Annotated in this window: 15 protein-coding genes and 1 tRNA gene; 1 reads left to right on the top strand and 15 read right to left on the bottom strand. The window is 68.0% G+C overall.

The genetic code is table 11. The features are described from left to right. Nucleotides 1-33 precede the first annotated feature (33 nt). From ligA to BS69_RS0107330, 9 genes are all read right to left on the bottom strand, one after another. Nucleotides 34-2,058, bottom strand: a complete 2,025-nt coding sequence (gene ligA / locus BS69_RS0107370) for an NAD-dependent DNA ligase LigA (protein WP_029941319.1) — start codon at nucleotides 2,056-2,058, stop codon at nucleotides 34-36. Beyond that, nucleotides 2,055-2,570 (bottom strand): DUF1697 domain-containing protein, encoded by a 516-nt coding sequence (locus BS69_RS0107365; protein ID WP_029941318.1) that lies wholly within the window; start codon nucleotides 2,568-2,570, stop codon nucleotides 2,055-2,057. Before BS69_RS0107365 ends, ligA begins: the two co-directional genes overlap by 4 nt. 1 nt (nucleotide 2,571) lies before the next feature. After that, nucleotides 2,572-3,282, bottom strand: a complete 711-nt coding sequence (locus BS69_RS13965; protein ID WP_029941317.1) for a dienelactone hydrolase family protein — start codon at nucleotides 3,280-3,282, stop codon at nucleotides 2,572-2,574. Between the two features lie 16 nt (nucleotides 3,283-3,298). Next, complete coding sequence (gene recN / locus BS69_RS0107355) at nucleotides 3,299-4,951, bottom strand: DNA repair protein RecN (protein WP_029941316.1); 1,653 nt, start codon at nucleotides 4,949-4,951, stop codon at nucleotides 3,299-3,301. A gap of 22 nt (nucleotides 4,952-4,973) precedes the next feature. Next, the gene (locus BS69_RS0107350; protein ID WP_029941315.1) at nucleotides 4,974-5,768 is read right to left on the bottom strand and encodes an outer membrane protein assembly factor BamD; all 795 of its coding nucleotides are present in this window, start codon (nucleotides 5,766-5,768) and stop codon (nucleotides 4,974-4,976) included. A 68-nt stretch (nucleotides 5,769-5,836) separates the two neighbouring features. Beyond that, a complete protein-coding gene (gene secF, locus BS69_RS0107345; protein WP_029941314.1) occupies nucleotides 5,837-6,799 on the bottom strand; it encodes a protein translocase subunit SecF in 963 nt (320 codons plus the stop codon). Nucleotides 6,800-6,810: 11 nt separating this feature from the next. Next, nucleotides 6,811-8,403 carry a protein translocase subunit SecD gene (gene secD, locus BS69_RS0107340; protein WP_029941313.1) on the bottom strand — a complete coding sequence of 531 codons (1,593 nt, stop codon included), beginning with the start codon at nucleotides 8,401-8,403 and terminating at the stop codon, nucleotides 6,811-6,813. Continuing rightward, nucleotides 8,403-8,747 carry a preprotein translocase subunit YajC gene (gene yajC / locus BS69_RS0107335; protein ID WP_084184361.1) on the bottom strand — a complete coding sequence of 115 codons (345 nt, stop codon included), beginning with the start codon at nucleotides 8,745-8,747 and terminating at the stop codon, nucleotides 8,403-8,405. Before yajC ends, secD begins: the two co-directional genes overlap by 1 nt. Nucleotides 8,748-8,780: 33 nt before the next feature. Further along, nucleotides 8,781-8,857: transfer RNA gene (locus BS69_RS0107330), tRNA-Pro, on the bottom strand. Nucleotides 8,858-9,008: 151 nt separating this feature from the next. Here BS69_RS0107330 and BS69_RS0107325 point away from each other — a divergent pair. Continuing rightward, on the top strand, nucleotides 9,009-9,635 hold the full coding sequence (locus BS69_RS0107325; protein ID WP_169738072.1) for a TIGR02117 family protein: 627 nt from the start codon (nucleotides 9,009-9,011) through the stop codon (nucleotides 9,633-9,635). On the opposite strand, the gene BS69_RS0107320 is transcribed toward BS69_RS0107325, so the two are convergent. From BS69_RS0107320 to BS69_RS0107295, 6 genes are all read right to left on the bottom strand, one after another. Next, nucleotides 9,623-10,027, bottom strand: a complete 405-nt coding sequence (locus BS69_RS0107320; RefSeq protein WP_029941310.1) for a GFA family protein — start codon at nucleotides 10,025-10,027, stop codon at nucleotides 9,623-9,625. The two genes, BS69_RS0107325 and BS69_RS0107320, sit on opposite strands and share 13 nt — an antisense overlap. Before the next feature lie 70 nt (nucleotides 10,028-10,097). After that, complete coding sequence (hslU, locus tag BS69_RS0107315; protein WP_029941309.1) at nucleotides 10,098-11,396, bottom strand: ATP-dependent protease ATPase subunit HslU; 1,299 nt, start codon at nucleotides 11,394-11,396, stop codon at nucleotides 10,098-10,100. Nucleotides 11,397-11,487: 91 nt separating this feature from the next. Then, complete coding sequence (gene hslV / locus BS69_RS0107310) at nucleotides 11,488-12,024, bottom strand: ATP-dependent protease subunit HslV (protein ID WP_029941308.1); 537 nt, start codon at nucleotides 12,022-12,024, stop codon at nucleotides 11,488-11,490. 11 nt (nucleotides 12,025-12,035) lie between these two features. Next, nucleotides 12,036-12,956 (bottom strand): alpha/beta hydrolase, encoded by a 921-nt coding sequence (locus BS69_RS0107305; RefSeq protein ID WP_051676613.1) that lies wholly within the window; start codon nucleotides 12,954-12,956, stop codon nucleotides 12,036-12,038. Continuing rightward, nucleotides 12,956-14,422 (bottom strand): phospholipase D-like domain-containing protein, encoded by a 1,467-nt coding sequence (locus tag BS69_RS0107300; protein ID WP_037504428.1) that lies wholly within the window; start codon nucleotides 14,420-14,422, stop codon nucleotides 12,956-12,958. Before BS69_RS0107300 ends, BS69_RS0107305 begins: the two co-directional genes overlap by 1 nt. Before the next feature lie 92 nt (nucleotides 14,423-14,514). Beyond that, complete coding sequence (locus BS69_RS0107295; protein WP_029941305.1) at nucleotides 14,515-14,928, bottom strand: holin family protein; 414 nt, start codon at nucleotides 14,926-14,928, stop codon at nucleotides 14,515-14,517. Between the last annotated feature and the right edge of the window lie 27 nt (nucleotides 14,929-14,955).

Raw genomic sequence — 14,955 nt, 5'->3', positions numbered from 1 at the left:
TCAAATGTCATGGAATTGTGACAATGCAAGGCCTTAAGCCTCGGCCACGATCCGTGCCCATTCCTCCTCATTGACCACCCGGATCCCGAGTTCCTCGGCCTTCTTGAGCTTGGAGCCCGCACCCGGTCCGGCGACGACGAGGTCGGTCTTGGCGCTGACCGAGCCGGCAACGCGCGCACCGAGTCGCTCCGCCTGCGCCTTGGCCTCGTCGCGGCTCATCGTCTCGAGGCTGCCGGTGAAGACGATGGTCTTACCGCTCCACTCCGTTTCGCGGGCCTGACTGACGAAGGGAGCGGGGCGGGCAAGCGCGAGCAAGGCCGCGACCTCCTCGCGGTTGTGCGCTTCATGGAAGAAATCATGCACCGCCTCGGCGACCACCGGGCCGACGCCCTCGACCGCGGACAATTCGGCAATTCCCGTCTCGCTGCGCGCCGCCGCCTCGAGCGCCTCGATCGTCCCGAAGCATTTGAGCAGGTCGCGGGCGGTGACGATCCCGACGTGGCGGATGCCGAGCCCGAACAGCAGCCGCGCGCTGTCGAAGTCCTTGCGTGCTTCGATCGCGGCGAGCAGTGCGTCCACGCTCTTCTCCTTCCAGCCCTCGCGGCCCAGAAGGTCCCCGCGGTGCTGGCCGAGCCGGAAGATGTCCGACGGCTTCTCGATCCAGCCGAGGTCCGCGAATTCGAGGATCGACTTTTCGCCGAGTCCATCGATGTCCATCGCGCCGCGGCTGACGAAATGCTTGAGCCGTTCGATCCGCTGGGCCGGGCAGATGAGCCCGCCGGTGCAGCGGACGTCGACCTCGCCCTCCTCGGCGACCGCTTCGGAATCGCAGGCCGGGCAGCGCTCGGGAAAGACGTAGGCCGGGCGCGGCTCATCGCGAGTGAGGTTCTCGACCACCTGCGGGATGACATCGCCCGCGCGCTGGATTCGCACGCGGTCCCCGACACGCAACCCCAGCCGGGCGATCTCGTGGCGATTGTGGAGCGTGACGTTGCTGACGATCACGCCGCCGACGCCGACCGGGGTCAGGCGCCCGACCGGGGTCAGCTTGCCCGTCCGGCCGACCTGAATCTCGATCTCCTCGAGCGTCGTCTCGGCCTTTTCGGCCGGGAATTTGTGCGCGATCGCCCAGCGCGGCGCCCGCCCGACGAAGCCCAACCGCTCCTGCCAGTCGAGCCGGTCGACCTTGTAGACCACCCCGTCGATGTCGAACGGAAGGTCGGCGCGCTCATGCTCGATCCGGGTATAATGCGCGAGCGCGGCCTCGGCGTCGGGACAGCGAATGACGCGGGGATCGACCGGGAAGCCGAGGTCGCGGAGCCGCTCCACCGCCGCCATTTGAGTGCCGGCAAGGGGCTCGGAGGTCTCGCCCCAGCCATGCATCAGGAAACGCAGGGGCCGCGCGGCGGTGATCGTCGGGTCCTTCTGCCGAAGCGAGCCCGCGGCGGCGTTGCGGGGATTGGCGAAGACCTTGCCCCCGCTCGCCGCCTGCCGCTCGTTCAGGGCGGCGAAGTCGGCCTTGGACATGTAGATCTCGCCGCGCACCTCGACCACGTCCGGGGCGCCGCTCAGGGTTTGCGGGACGTCGCCGATGGTGCGGACGTTGGCGGTGACGTCCTCGCCGACCGCCCCGTCGCCGCGGGTCGCGGCGAGGACCAGCGCGCCGCCCTCGTAGCGGAGCGAACAGGACAGGCCGTCGATCTTGGGCTCGGCGGTAAGCGCCACCGTTTCGTCCTCGCCGAGGCTGAGGAAGCGGCGCACCCGGCGGACGAAATCATGCACGTCCTCGGCCGAAAAGGCATTTTCGAGGCTCAGCATCGGCCGGGCGTGGGTCACCTTGGCCAGCGCCGAGGACGGAGCGGCACCGACCTGGCGGCTGGGCGAATCGGCGCGGACCAGGTCGGGAAACTCGGCTTCGAGCGCGGCATTCTCGCGGATCAGCGCGTCATAGTCGGCGTCGCTGATCTCGGGCGCGTCCTGGTCGTGATACAGCCGGTTGTGGCGGGCGATCTCCTTCGCCAGCCACCGCAGCCGCCGCCCGGCCTCGACTTGGTTCACGCTTTCTCCTCCAGCAGGTCCGCGATTCGCTCGACGGTATTGCGGTTGCGCGCCGGTCGCCCCTCGGGGTCGGGCAGCTTGAGCTTCGACTTGCCGATGCCCTCGCCATAGGCAACCGAAACTTCGCGGGTGCCGAGCGCGATCCGCTCGTCCTGCTGGCCGCGGACCCGGTCAAGGAAATCGGCCGGTGGCTTCCCCGCCAGGAAGAAGACCATGTTGCGGCTGCCCTTCTCGTCCGGGAAGGGGTTGGAGCGGGCGATGGCGCGCATCTCGGCCGCGGTCCGGACGAACACTGGAACGCGGCGGCCGAAGAATTTCTCGAGCTCGGACTCGAGCGCCTCGATCACCTGCGCTTCACCCTCCTCGGTGGTGAAGAGGAGGTTGCCGCTTGCGAGCAGGGTCCGGCCATGTCCGAAACCGCATCGCTCGCCCATGGCGCGCAGTTCGGCCACCGGGAGGAGGCCGGTGCCCGAGACGTTGACCGCCCGCAGGAGCGCGACGAAGGCGGTCACTTCAGCCGAACAATTCGTCCAGATAATCGGCGAGCGCGGTCCAGCTACGGCGCGCGGCCAGCTGGTTGTAGGCGACCCCGGGCACGCCGATGCGGTCGGCATGGGTATTGGTGAAGCCGTGGCCGACATTGCCATAGCCATGGATTTGCCAGTCGGCGCCGGCTTGCGTGAGCTCGGCGGCGAGTGCGACCACCGCCTCGGGCGGGACCATCGGATCGTTCCAGCCGTGATAGGCGACGACCTTGGCCCTGATCGGCTGCGGCGGCAGGCCGGGCGCATCGAACAGGCCGTGGAAGCTCGCGACCCCGGCGATGTCGATCCCTGAGCGGGCGAGGTCGAGCACGCACAGCCCGCCGAAGCAAAAGCCGATTGCCGCGATCCGGGCCGGGTCGACCCCGTCCTGCGCCTTCGCGACATCGACGATGGCGAGCAGCCGGTCGCGCAGCGCGGCGCGGTCGCCCTTGAGGCGGCCCATGTGCGCGAAGGCGACGTCGCGCTCGTCGGGCAGGCTGAAGCGGCGCCCCCACAAGTCGGCGATGAGGCAATGATAGCCCCGCTCGACAAGATCGCGGGCGAAGCGCAGCTCGAGGTCGCTGATCGCGGCGACCGTCGGCACGATGATGACCGTACCGCGCGCCGCTCCGCCGGTGTCGACGAAGATGCTTTCCAACGCCTCGCCCCTGAAGTCGTGCGTGATGGTCCGTTCGGTCATGATGCGTTCCCTGTCCTCAGGCAGTTTCGAGCAGCCGCGCGGCCTGCGCCCGCGCCTCGTCGGTGACTGCGGCGCCTGACAGCATCCGCGCAATCTCCTCGCGCCGCTCGTCGGGCGAGAGCAGGCGCACCGTGGTCCGGGTGCCGTCCTCGCCGTGGTTCTTCTCTATCCGGTAATGATGCGCCGCGCGGGCGGCGACCTGCGGGCTGTGGGTGACGACGAGGAGCTGGCTGCGCTGCGCCAGCCGCGCGAGCCGCTCGCCGATCGCGCTCGCCACCGCCCCGCCGACCCCACGGTCGATCTCGTCGAAGATCATGGTCGAGGCGCTGCCTTCCTCGGCCAAGGCGACCTTCAAGGCGAGGATGAAGCGCGACAGTTCGCCGCCCGAGGCAATCCTGATCAGCGCGCCGAACGGGGCGCCGGGATTGGTCGAGACCTCGAACTCGACCCGGTCGGCACCATTGGGTCCGGGTTCGCCCGGCGCGACCACGGTACGGAAGCGCGCGGCCTCGAGCTTCAAGGGGGCGAGTTCGGCCGCGACCGCTGCGTCCAGCCGCGCGGCGGCGACTGCGCGGGTCTCGGTGAGAGCGGCAGCGGCGGCGGCATAGTCGCTTTCGGCGACGTCGAGCGCGCGCTCGAGCTCGGCGATCCGTGCGGATCCGCCCTCGGCCGTGTCGAGCGCTTCCTCCATCTGCCTCAGCAGCTGGGGCAGCTGGTCGGGCTCGACCCGATGCTTGCGGGCAAGACCGCGAAGCTCGAACAGCCGGGCCTCGGCCGCCTCGAGGTCGTCAGGCGAGAAATCGAGCTCTCCCCGTGCGCGTTCCACCTTGTCCTCGGCCTCGCTGGCATCGATGATCGCGCGGTCGAGCGCGGCGAGCGCCTCTGCCAGCAGGGGATGGGCATCGGTGATCCGTTCGAGCCGACGGGCGGCCTGGCGAAGCTGCGACAGCCCGCCCTCGGAGCCCGTGAACAGCCCCTGCAGCCCGTCGAGATCGTCGGCGATCCGCGCGAACTGTTTCATCGCCGCGCGCTTGTCGGCCAGCGCCTGCTCCTCGCCTTCCTCGGGCTCGAGCTTGCGCAATTCCGCGACGCTATGCTCGAGGAACTCGCGGTCGCGGTCGGCATCGTCCTGCTTTCGGCGGAGCTGGTCCAGTTCCTGGCGAAGGTCGGTAAGCCGGGTCCAGGCCCGCGCGACGGGCGCGGTGTCGACCCGGCCGAAGCTGTCGAGCATCGCGCGATGGCCCTTGGGATTGAGCAGGCCGCGATCGTCGTGCTGGCCATGAATCTCGACCAGGCTCGATCCGATCTCGCGCAGGGTCGCGGCGGGAACGGGAGCCCCGGCGAGGAAGGCGCGGCTGCCGCCATCGGCCTTGAGCGTACGGCGGAAGATAAGCGGCTCGTCGCCGTCGCGGTCGACCCCGGCCTCGTCGAGCAGGCCGAGCGCGGGATGGTCGGCACCAAGTTCGAATTCGGCAGTGACCGCGGCACCGTCCTGCCCGGCCCGGACGAGGCCGCTGTCGGCGCGCATGCCGAGCGCGAGACCGAGCGAATCGAGCAGGATCGACTTGCCCGCGCCGGTCTCGCCGGTGAGGACGCCGAGCCCTTCCCCGAAGTCGAGGGTCAGCCGGTCGATCAGCACCACGTCACGGATGACGAGCTGCCTCAGCATGGCGCGGGCCCCCGGCCCTCCGTCAGGCCGCGCTCTGCGGCGCGTTGGGCACGTGCTTGCGGATCAGGGCGTAGGCACGCTCGTACCAGACCGTGCCGGGGTAGTTGCGGCCGAGCACGGCGGCGGACTTGACCGCCTCGTCGGGAATGCCGAGCGCGAGATAGCTCTCGGTCAGCCGCATCAGCGCTTCAGGCGCGTGGGTGGTGGTCTGATACTTGTCGACCACCTCACGGAAGCGATTGACGCTGGCGAGCCAGTTGCCCGAGCGCTGGTAGTAGCGCCCGACTTCCATTTCCTTGCCGGCGAGCTGGTCGTTGATGAGGTCAAGCTTGAGCCGCGCATCGGCCGCATAGCGGCTTTCGGGATAGCGGCGGATGAGCTCCTCGAAGGCGTCCTTCGACTGGCCGGTGATCTTCTGGTCGCGGGTCACGTCCGAGATCTGGTTGTAGTAGCTCATCGCGATCAGATAGTTCGCGTAGGGCGCGTCCTTGTTGCCCGGGTGGATCGTCAGGAAGCGCTGGGCCGAGCTGACCGCGTCGGGATATTGCTCGCCCATGTAATAGCTGAACGCGCTCATCAGCTGCGCGCGGCGGGCCCAGACCGAATAGGGATGCTGGCGCTCGACCTCGTCGAAGATCTTGGCCGCCTGCTGGTAGTCGCGGCGGTCGAGCCGGCTCTTGGCGAGCGCGTAGAGCGTGTTGACGTCGCGCGCGACATAGGCGGTGTCGGCCTTGGTCCGGTTACGGGCGCACCCCGCGACGGGCAGCGCCACCGCAAGGGTCAGGAGGACGAGTAACGGACGGGAGGGCTTCAGCATGAGCGGCCTTCTAGGACAGTCGAAAGGGGAGGCCAAGCGGAGATGGAGGCGGTCGTCTGAACGCCGCCTTACACCACCGCGCCGTCGCCGCCGGCCACCGCCGGTGCCTTGTCTTCGGCCTTGAGGAAGCTGTCGGGACGAACCCCCAGCCAGACCAGGATCGGCGCCGAGATGTAGATCGACGAATAAGTGCCGACGAAGGTGCCGAGCAGGATCGCGATCGTCAGGCCGAAGATGACGTCCGGACCGAAGATCAGCAGCATCGCCAGCGCGAGCATGATCGAGCCCGAGGTGACGATGGTGCGCGACAGCGTCTCGTTCAGCGACAGGTTGAGCATCTGCAGCATCTGCATCTTGCGATACTTGCGCAGATTCTCGCGGATCCGGTCGTAGATGACGACGGTATCGTTGAGCGAATAGCCGACGATCGCGAGGAAGGCCGCGACGATGTTGAGGTCGACCTGGAGCTGGGTCAGCGCGAAGAAGCCGAGCACCATCGAGACGTCGTGGAACAGGGTGACCAGGGCGCCGACGCCGAACTGCCATTCGAACCGGAACCAGATGTAGATGGCGATGCCCAGCATCGCGAGGCTGATTGCGAGCAGGCCGTCGCGGGCAAGCTCGCCTGACACCTTGCCCGACACCGCCTCGCCGGCACCGACCTTCACGCCCGGATAGTTCTTCTCGAGCGTGCCGCGGACCTGGCCGATGATCCGGGCCGAGGCGGCGGGATCGCCCGGCGGGCTCGGCAGGCGCACCTGGTAGGTGCGGCTGTCGCCAAAGTCTTGGATGCTCGCCTCGCCGACCTCGAGCGCGTTGATGCGGCCGCGCAGGTCCTCGATGTTGACCGGCTGGGCGAAGGTCGCGCGAACGACCTGGCCACCGACGAAGTCGATCCCGAGGTTGAGCCCCTTGACCGCCACCAGCGACAGGCTGGCGATGGTCACCAGGATCGACAGCACGAGCGCGATGTTGCGCACCCGCATGAAGTCGATGTTGGTGTTGTCGGGAACGAGCTTGAGCAGTTTCATGGGTCAGCGCCTCAGATATGCAGTTCGCGCGGGCGGTTCTTGCGGACCCACAGGGCGACCAGCAGGCGCGTGAAGTTCACCGCGGTGAAGACCGAGGTGACGATGCCGATCAGGAGGACGATGGCGAAGCCGCGCACGGGGCCCGAGCCGAAATACCACATCAGCGCGGCGGCGATGACGTTGGTGATGTTGGCGTCGAAGATGGCGGTGGAGGCTTCCTTGTAACCGGTCTCGATCGCGTCGAGGATCTTGCGGCCGCGCCGCTGCTCCTCGCGGATGCGCTCGTTGATCAGCACGTTGGCGTCGACCGCCGCACCGATCGTCAGCACGAAGCCCGCGATGCCCGGCAGCGTCAGCGCCGAGCCGAAGATCCCCATGATGCCGAGGATCAGCAGCGCGTTGATGACGAGCCCGAGGTTCGCATACCAGCCGAAGCGGCCATAGGTGATGACCATGAAGAACATCACCGCGAAGATCGCGATGGCCGAGGCGATCAGGCCCGACTGGATCGAATCCTTGCCGAGGTCGGGCGACACGGTCCGCTCCTCGATCGGATCGAGCTTCACCGGCAGCTTGCCCGAGGACAGCGAGATGGCGAGCTCGTTGGCCGTCTCGACCGTGAAGCCGCCGCTGATGGTTGCGGTGCCGCCGAGGATCGGCTCGTTGATGTTGGGCGCCGACAGCACCTTGTTGTCGAGAATGATGGCGAAGGGCTTGCCGACATTCTCGGTCGTGGTCCGGCCGAAGCGCTTGGCGCCGGCCGAATCGAAGCGGATGGTGATGTTGGGCGCGCCGGTCTGCTGGTCGAAGGTCTGCTGCGCGCTGGCGATCTGCTCGCCCGAGACCATCACGCGGCGCTGGACTGCGATATTGCCCTGGCCATCGGCCATCGGCAGGACCTGGCTGCCGGCGGGCGCGCGGCCCTGCGCGACCTGGGCCGGATCGGCGCGCTGGTCGACCAGCTTGAACTCGAGCCGGGCGGTCTGGCCGATCAGGCGCTTCAGCGCCTCGGGATCGTCGATCCCCGGGACCTGCACCAGGATCCGGTTCGAGCCCTGATTGATGACGGTGACTTCGCGGGTGCCCGACGGATCGATGCGGCGGCGGACGACGTCGCGGGCGACGGTCATCGCTTCCTTGACCGCCTGGGCATTGCCCTCGGGTGTCGGGACCATGATGACCCGGTTGCCGTCCTGGGTGCTGACGTTCCAGGTGCGGGTGCCGGTCAGGCCGACGCCCTGGGTCAGGGTGCGGACCCGCTCCACCGCAGCGTCGAGCTGGGTGGGGTCGCGCAGCATGAAGCTCAGCTGGCCGTTGGCGACCGAGATGTCGCCGGCCTGGATCCGCGGCTCGCGCCGAAGCTCCTGGGAAACGCTGTCCTCCATGGCGGCGAGCCGCTGGCGGGTGGCGTCGGCAAGGTCGGCTTCGAGCAGCAGCTGGCTGCCGCCGGCAAGGTCGAGCCCGTAGGCGATCTGGGTCCGCGGGGCGAACTTCGGCCAGGTGGCGACTTCGCTGCGCGGAAAGAAACTCGGAATGGCGAAGGCGACGCCGAGGGCGATCGCGAGGAAGATCGTCCAGATCTTCCACTTCGGCGGATCGAACATCAGTCGTTCGCTTGCTTGGTCGGGGCGCCGAGGATCTGGGTCAGGGTCGACTTCACCACACGGACCTTAACGCCCTGTGCGATCTCGACCTCGACCTCGCGCTCGTCGACGACCCGGGTCACCCGGCCGCGGATTCCGCCGGCGGTGATCACGTCGTCACCCTTCTTGACCGCGTCGATCATCGCCTGATGCTCGCGCACGCGCTTCTGCTGCGGGCGGATCATCAGGAAATAGAAGATCACGAAGATCAGCAGGAAGGGGAAAGTCTGGATCAGGAAGGCGGTCGCACCGGACGGAGCGGCTGGAGCAGCGGCTGCGGCGAGGATCAGGCTCAAGTCGGGCATCGCGTGGACTGGACTTTCAAAGCGAAGAAGAAATGGTCGGGGCGACTGGATTCGAACCAGCGACCCCCACACCCCCAGTGTGATGCGCTACCAGGCTGCGCTACGCCCCGACCGAAGTGCCGCCCTTGCGTCGGGCGACGAGCGGCGCAGATAGTCAGCGCCGAACGAATAGGCAAGGCGAGACGGACAAGGGTGGCACGGCGGGGGCGACAAAAGAGGCGAAAGGGCTGGCTTGGCCGCGCTCTCCTCGCGGTGCTGGCGGTGCCGATTCTCTATCTTGGGGCGGCGTTGGCCGGCGCGCTCGTGCCCGTGAACGCCGACTGGCGCGAGGCGGAGGACGGGACCACCATCTATCTCCGCTCGAACGGCGTCCACACCGACATCGTGATGCCGGCAAGGGCGCAGGGCCTCGACTGGCGGCCATTGCTTCCCGAGAGCGATTTCGCCGCGCCGCCGTTCGAGGCACGCTGGTTCGGCTTCGGCGCGGGTGAGCGGCGAGTGTATCTCGACACCCCCGCATGGCGCGACCTTACCGCCGCCACCGCTTTTCATGCGCTGGCCGGGGGAGAGCGGGTGCTTCACGTCGATCGCACCGCCGAACCGGGCAGGGACCTCGTCGCGATCCGCCTGCGGCCCGAGGAATATCGCCGGCTGTGGGCGGCGGTCCGGGCCGAGTTCGACGGCCCGCCGCGGCGACTCGACCATCCGGGCTATGGCGACGACGACGCCTTTTATCGCGGCCGCGGCCGGGCAAGCGCGGTCCAGACCTGCAACCAGTGGGTCGCCGACAAGCTCCGGCTTGCGGGCGTGAAGACCAGCCTCTGGTCCCCCTTCGTCGAGGGCCTCACCTGGCGCTACCGCCGCGCCGATTCGTCTCAGCCGGGATAGCGCTCGAACGAGGGCAGGCTGTCGAGCCGGCCCATCCAGCCGATCCGCTCGGCGGTCTGGATCTGCCCCTGCACCGGAAAGGCGTCGGGATTGTCGAAGGTCGCCGACTGGATGTCGATCTGGCCGGGGAAGATCTGGTCGTTGAGGTAGAACAGGCTGGTCCCGCAGGTGGCGCAGAACTGGCGCTCCGCATGTTCGCTGCTGCGATAGCCCTTCGGTTCACCGGTGATTGTCACACCGCCCTTCGCGAACAGGCTCCAGCTGTTGGCGGGTGCGCCGCTGGCGCGCTGGCAGTCGCGGCAATGGCAAAGCGCATGGTGAACCGGCTGGGCCCCGTCGCGCACCTCGAAGCGGATCGCTCCGCACAGGCATCCGCCCTGTTCCGCCGCCATCGCCCATTCTCCCTGCCGTTCGATTCGATGGCGGGGAGAATGCGCGAGGCGACGGAACATTACAAGAACATCAGAGCACGTAGCGGCTGAGGTCGGTGTTGCGCGCAAGGTCGGCGAGCTGCGATTCGACGAAGGCCGCGTCGACGGTGAGGCTTTCGCCCTTGCGGTCCTCGGCCTCGAAGCTGACGGTTTCGAGCAGTTTCTCCATCACCGTCTGAAGCCGCCGCGCGCCGATATTCTCGACGCTCTCGTTCACCTCGGCGGCGATCCGGGCGAGCGCGCGGATGCCTTCGTCGGCAAAGGTGATGCTCACTCCCTCGGTCGCCAGCAGCGCCCGATATTGCTCGGTCAGGCTGGCGCGGGTTGCCGACAGGATCCGGACGAAATCCCCCTCGGTCAGCGCCTTCAGCTCGACCCGGATCGGCAACCGGCCCTGAAGCTCGGGCAGGAGGTCGGCGGGCTTGGCGACGTGGAAGGCGCCGCTCGCGATGAACAGGATGTGGTCGGTCTTGAGCGGCCCATATTTGGTCGCGACCGTCGTCCCCTCGATCAGCGGCAGGAGGTCGCGCTGGACGCCTTCGCGGCTGACCGAGCCGCCGCGCACGTCGCTGACCGCGATCTTGTCGATCTCGTCGAGGAAGACGATCCCGTTGGCCTCGGCGTCGGCCAGCGCGACACGGGTGATGTCGTCCTGGTCGAGGCGCTTGTCGGCCTCTTCCTCGGTCAGCTTGGCGAAGGCCGCCGGCACCTTGAGCTTGCGCCGCTTCTTGGGCGGTCTGCCCATCGCCTTCGACATCATCTCGCTGAGATTGATCATGCCGACCCCGCCCTGGCCCGGCAGGTCGAACGGCATATTCGGCGCCTCGGCGACCTCGATCTCGACCTCGGCGGTGTCGAGGCTGCCGTCGGAGAAGCGGTCCCGGAAGCTGGCGCGTGTCGCTTCGCTCGAGCCCTTGCCGGTCAGCGCGTCGAGCAGCCGGTCCATGGCCGCCTCCTCGGCGGCGGCGCGGACCCGCTCGCGGCGGCGCTCCTTCTCGAGCCGGACGGCTTCCTCGACGAGATCGCGGGCAATCTGCTCGACATCGCGCCCGACGTAGCCGACCTCGGTGAACTTGGTCGCCTCGACCTTTACGAAGGGGGCGTCGGCAAGCTTCGCCAATCGGCGGCTGATCTCGGTCTTCCCGCATCCGGTCGGCCCGATCATCAGGATGTTCTTGGGCGTGACTTCCTCGCGCAGCTCGGGCCCGAGCTGCTGGCGCCGCCAGCGATTGCGAAGCGCGACCGCGACCGCGCGCTTGGCGTCGGCCTGGCCGATGATGTGGTTGTCCAGCGCGGCGACGATGGTCTTGGGGGTCAGGTCAGAATTCAAGGTAGAGCTCCGTTGGTCCCGAGCGAAGTCGAGGGGCCGTTCGCGCTTGGGTGCCTCGACTTCGCTCGGCACGAACGGCGATGGGGTGAGCCTAGCCGACCGTCTCCACGGTCAGCCGGTCGTTGGTGAAGACGCAGACTTCGGCCGCGATCGCCATCGCGCGGCGGGCAAGCTTTTCGGGGTCCCCCTCATAGTCGGCGAGCGCCTTCGCCGCCGACAAGGCGTAGAGCCCGCCCGAGCCGATCGCGGCGATCCCGCCCTCGGGCTCGAGCACGTCGCCATTGCCGGTGATGACCAGCATCACCTCGGCATCGGCGACGATCATCATCGCCTCGAGGTTGCGGAGATATTTGTCGGTCCGCCAGTCCTTGGCGAGCTCGACCGCGGCGCGCAGCAGCTGGCCCTGGCTCGCCTCGAGCTTCTTTTCGAGCCGCTCGAACAGGGTGAAGGCGTCGGCGGTCGCGCCGGCGAAGCCGCCGATCACCTGGCCGTCACGGCCCAGCCGCCGCACCTTCTTCGCATTGGGCTTCATAACGGTATTGCCCATGCTGACCTGTCCATCGCCGGCGATCACCGTGCGGCCGTCCTTGCGCACCCCGAGGATGGTGGTGCCGTGCCATTGTTCCATTGTTGTCCCGCTCACTTGGTTGGCGGAGAGGTGGGAACGCCGAGCACCGAGCGCAAGAAAGCGACCGCGTCGGCAAGCACCGGATAGCGGCCGCGAAAGGGGCGGGAGAGGGCGACCACGGTCCCGGCATGGTCGCAGCCGCGGTAGATCTTCATCTCGTGCGGCGCGCCGACCCTGGTCAGCGCGTCATCAAGGCTGCGGCTGTTCTTGGCATAGACCAGTCGGTCGGCGCTGCCGTGCTGGAGCAGCAGGGGCGGGGCGTCGGCGCGGACGTGATTGACCGGCTGGGTTTCGAACGGGTCGGGAAAACTCCCGAAGGTCGCCCGGCCGCGCCACTCGCGAAAGGGAGCGAAGTCGAACGGCCCCGAGAGAAGCACGCCCGCCTTGACCGTGTTCCTCGGCAGCTTGACCGAGTCCGTCCAGCGCGGGTCGAGCGCCAGCATCGCGGCGATATATGCGCCCGCGCTATGGCCGGCGACGCTGATCCGGGTCGGATCGCCGCCATAGTGAGCGATGTTGTTCCAGACCCATTTGAGCGCCAGCGCGGCATCGTCGAGGAAGTCGGGATAGCGGACCTCGGGCACCAGCCGGTAGTCGGGCACCACCGCGACGAAGCCGTTCGCCGCGAAGGCCGCGCCGGCAAAGCCATAATCGCCGCGCTCGCCCGAGTGCCAGCCGCCGCCATAGAAGAAGATCACCACCGGAAGCCGCGCCGAGGTCGGGTGCGAAGGGACCCAGATGTCGAGGTGATGGCGGGCGTGGGGGCCGAACTTGACGTCCTCGCCTGCCTTGCGCGCCCGGTCGCCGCGGCCCGGGGTCAGGCGATCGATCCGGTTGAGGAGCGAGACCGGGTTCCAGCCGAAGCGGTCGACCAGTTCGGCCGCGGCACGGGGGATGTTGCGCCACGGCGCCTGACGCGACGGCCTCGCCATCAGCCTTTCGCCTTGCGGTGACGGTCGCGCCAGCCGTGCCAGCGGCCGCGAAGGTCGGTGAACAGGGTGCGCTTGGTCATCCCTTCGAACATGGCATCGGGGCTCTTGGGGTCGAGCAGTTCGGTCTCGGCGATCGCCTTGGCGGTGCCGGTCGGCTTCTCAAAGGGCAAAGGCTCGAGCCGCCGGCCGGCGGGGTCGGTGAGTTCGGCGATGGTGGCGAGGAGCGAACCGGTGCGAGCGAAGCTCGCCGCGACCTCGGCTTCATCGCGGCCGAGGTGCTCGGCCATCAATCGCGTCCTCAGGGCCGTCAGCGCCGACCGCTCGGCATCGGTCCTGGCGTCGAGCGCCACGTCGCATTCGCTGTCGAGTCCGAGGCTGCGATTGTTCATGTTCGCCGAGCCGATCTTGAGCAGCCGATCGTCGACGATCATCAGCTTGGCATGGACGTAGATGTCGTCCCCGCCCTCGGTCTTTGGGGTGAAGATGCGGAAGCGGTTGCCGGGGTCGTGCGCGCCGATGATTTCCATGAGGCGCAGACGGGTGGCGTCCATCGCGACTTGCTCGAGCCAGCCGTCGGCCTTGATCGGATTGACCAGCACGATCTCGGGCGGGTCGGGCTCTTCCATCTTGCGAAGGATCGCGGCGGCGATCTTGGGCGAGGTAAAATACTGGTTCTCGGCGTAGATGAAGCGTTTGGCCGCGGCGATCAGGTCGAGGGTCAGCGCCTCGATCTCCCGGACCTCCTTCCAGTCCTGATAGGCGGCGACGGTGCGCGCGATGGCGAAGCGGCTGCCCTCGAATTGGCTTTCGAGGTGGTCGGGCCAGATCTCGTCATGGCAGGCGATCGGCGCGAGCGTTTCGCCGGTGGCATGCGCCCAGCGTTCGCGGGCAAGTTCGCCAAGGCCCGAGGCGAGCGCCCCCTCGCAGGCCATGGTGGCATCGTGCCACGGGCCATATTCGGAGCCGTCGGGACGCTTGCGGTCGGGGTCGTGGTCGGCGTGGGCGGAGCGATCCCAGCGGTCGCCGGTCATGTCGATCCCGCCGCAAATGGCGAAGCAATCGTCGATCACCACGATCTTCTGGTGGTGCGAGCAGCCGACCGGATGGGCGCCGTCCATCACGAAGCGGATCGCCTTGGTCCAGGTCAGGCGGGCAAGCCAGAGCAGTGCCGATCCGCGCAACGCGAGCTTGAGCGCTCCGACCCGCCAGCTGAGGATCTTGATCGGGACGTCCGGCTTGGTTCGCGCCAGCTCCAGCAGGAAGTCGCCAAGGCTCTGGTCGCTCTCGGTGCGGTCAAGTTCGATTCGGGGGTCGAAATCCCAGCCGATGATCATGATGCGATGCCTGGCGCGCAGCATCGCCTCGCGGATGATGCGATAATAGTCGCAGGCGTCGACGATCACCAACGCCCGATCGGCCTGCTCGATCCGCCAGCAATTGCGCCCCGGTTCCAGTAGCTGCCCCAAGCGTGAAACGTCCTCCCTGATGCCCTTCTAGAAGGCGAGACCGGGAAGATCGTTCCACGAGTGGACCAAAGGGGCAAGATGCCCGCGGATGCCTAGCGCTCGACCCCGCGCATCTTCCCCCAGGTCCGGGCGGCGGTGTAGCCGAGATAGCCGGTGCCGAAGAGCGTGTAGAGTTCGCTCGGCAGGCCGCGCAGATAGCTGGTCATGCCGGTACCGATGGCGGCGGCGGTGGCCGGGTTGGCGGCGGCGATCAGCCCCATCGGGATCGACCACAGTATCTGCGCGTACATCACGTAGAGGGAGCTCGGGCGCGCCCGGCTCGTCCACGGGTCGGCCGACTGCGCCTCGACCACGATCGCCTGCATCTGCTGGGCGATCGCGGCCATCTCCTGGTCGCCCTCGAGCTTGAGCAGTTCGAGCTTGGCGCGGTCGCGCGCCTGGGGATCGGGAATGATTTTGTCGATGACCTTGGCGACGGGGCCGACGATGGCTTCGATGATGGGCATGAGCAGTTCCTGACAAAGGTCACAAAA

It is taken from the genome of Sphingomonas astaxanthinifaciens DSM 22298 (genome assembly GCF_000711715.1).
GTDB lineage: Bacteria > Pseudomonadota > Alphaproteobacteria > Sphingomonadales > Sphingomonadaceae > Sphingomicrobium > Sphingomicrobium astaxanthinifaciens_A.
Note: the sequence above shows the minus strand (reverse complement) of the source record. Positions and strands in the feature narration are given on the sequence as shown.

Bases quoted from the DNA above. Each gene is read 5' to 3' on its own strand.
- BS69_RS13965 (WP_029941317.1), bottom strand. From the start codon at position 3,282: ATGACCGAACGGACCATCACGCACGACTTCAGGGGCGAGGCGTTGGAA.
- recN (WP_029941316.1), bottom strand. From the start codon at position 4,951: ATGCTGAGGCAGCTCGTCATCCGTGACGTGGTGCTGATCGACCGGCTG.
- BS69_RS0107350 (WP_029941315.1), bottom strand. From the start codon at position 5,768: ATGCTGAAGCCCTCCCGTCCGTTACTCGTCCTCCTGACCCTTGCGGTG.
- secF (WP_029941314.1), bottom strand. From the start codon at position 6,799: ATGAAACTGCTCAAGCTCGTTCCCGACAACACCAACATCGACTTCATG.
- secD (WP_029941313.1), bottom strand. From the start codon at position 8,403: ATGTTCGATCCGCCGAAGTGGAAGATCTGGACGATCTTCCTCGCGATC.
- yajC (WP_084184361.1), bottom strand. From the start codon at position 8,747: ATGCCCGACTTGAGCCTGATCCTCGCCGCAGCCGCTGCTCCAGCCGCT.
- BS69_RS0107320 (WP_029941310.1), bottom strand. From the start codon at position 10,027: ATGGCGGCGGAACAGGGCGGATGCCTGTGCGGAGCGATCCGCTTCGAG.
- hslV (WP_029941308.1), bottom strand. From the start codon at position 12,024: ATGGAACAATGGCACGGCACCACCATCCTCGGGGTGCGCAAGGACGGC.
- BS69_RS0107305 (WP_051676613.1), bottom strand. From the start codon at position 12,956: ATGGCGAGGCCGTCGCGTCAGGCGCCGTGGCGCAACATCCCCCGTGCC.
- BS69_RS0107295 (WP_029941305.1), bottom strand. From the start codon at position 14,928: ATGCCCATCATCGAAGCCATCGTCGGCCCCGTCGCCAAGGTCATCGAC.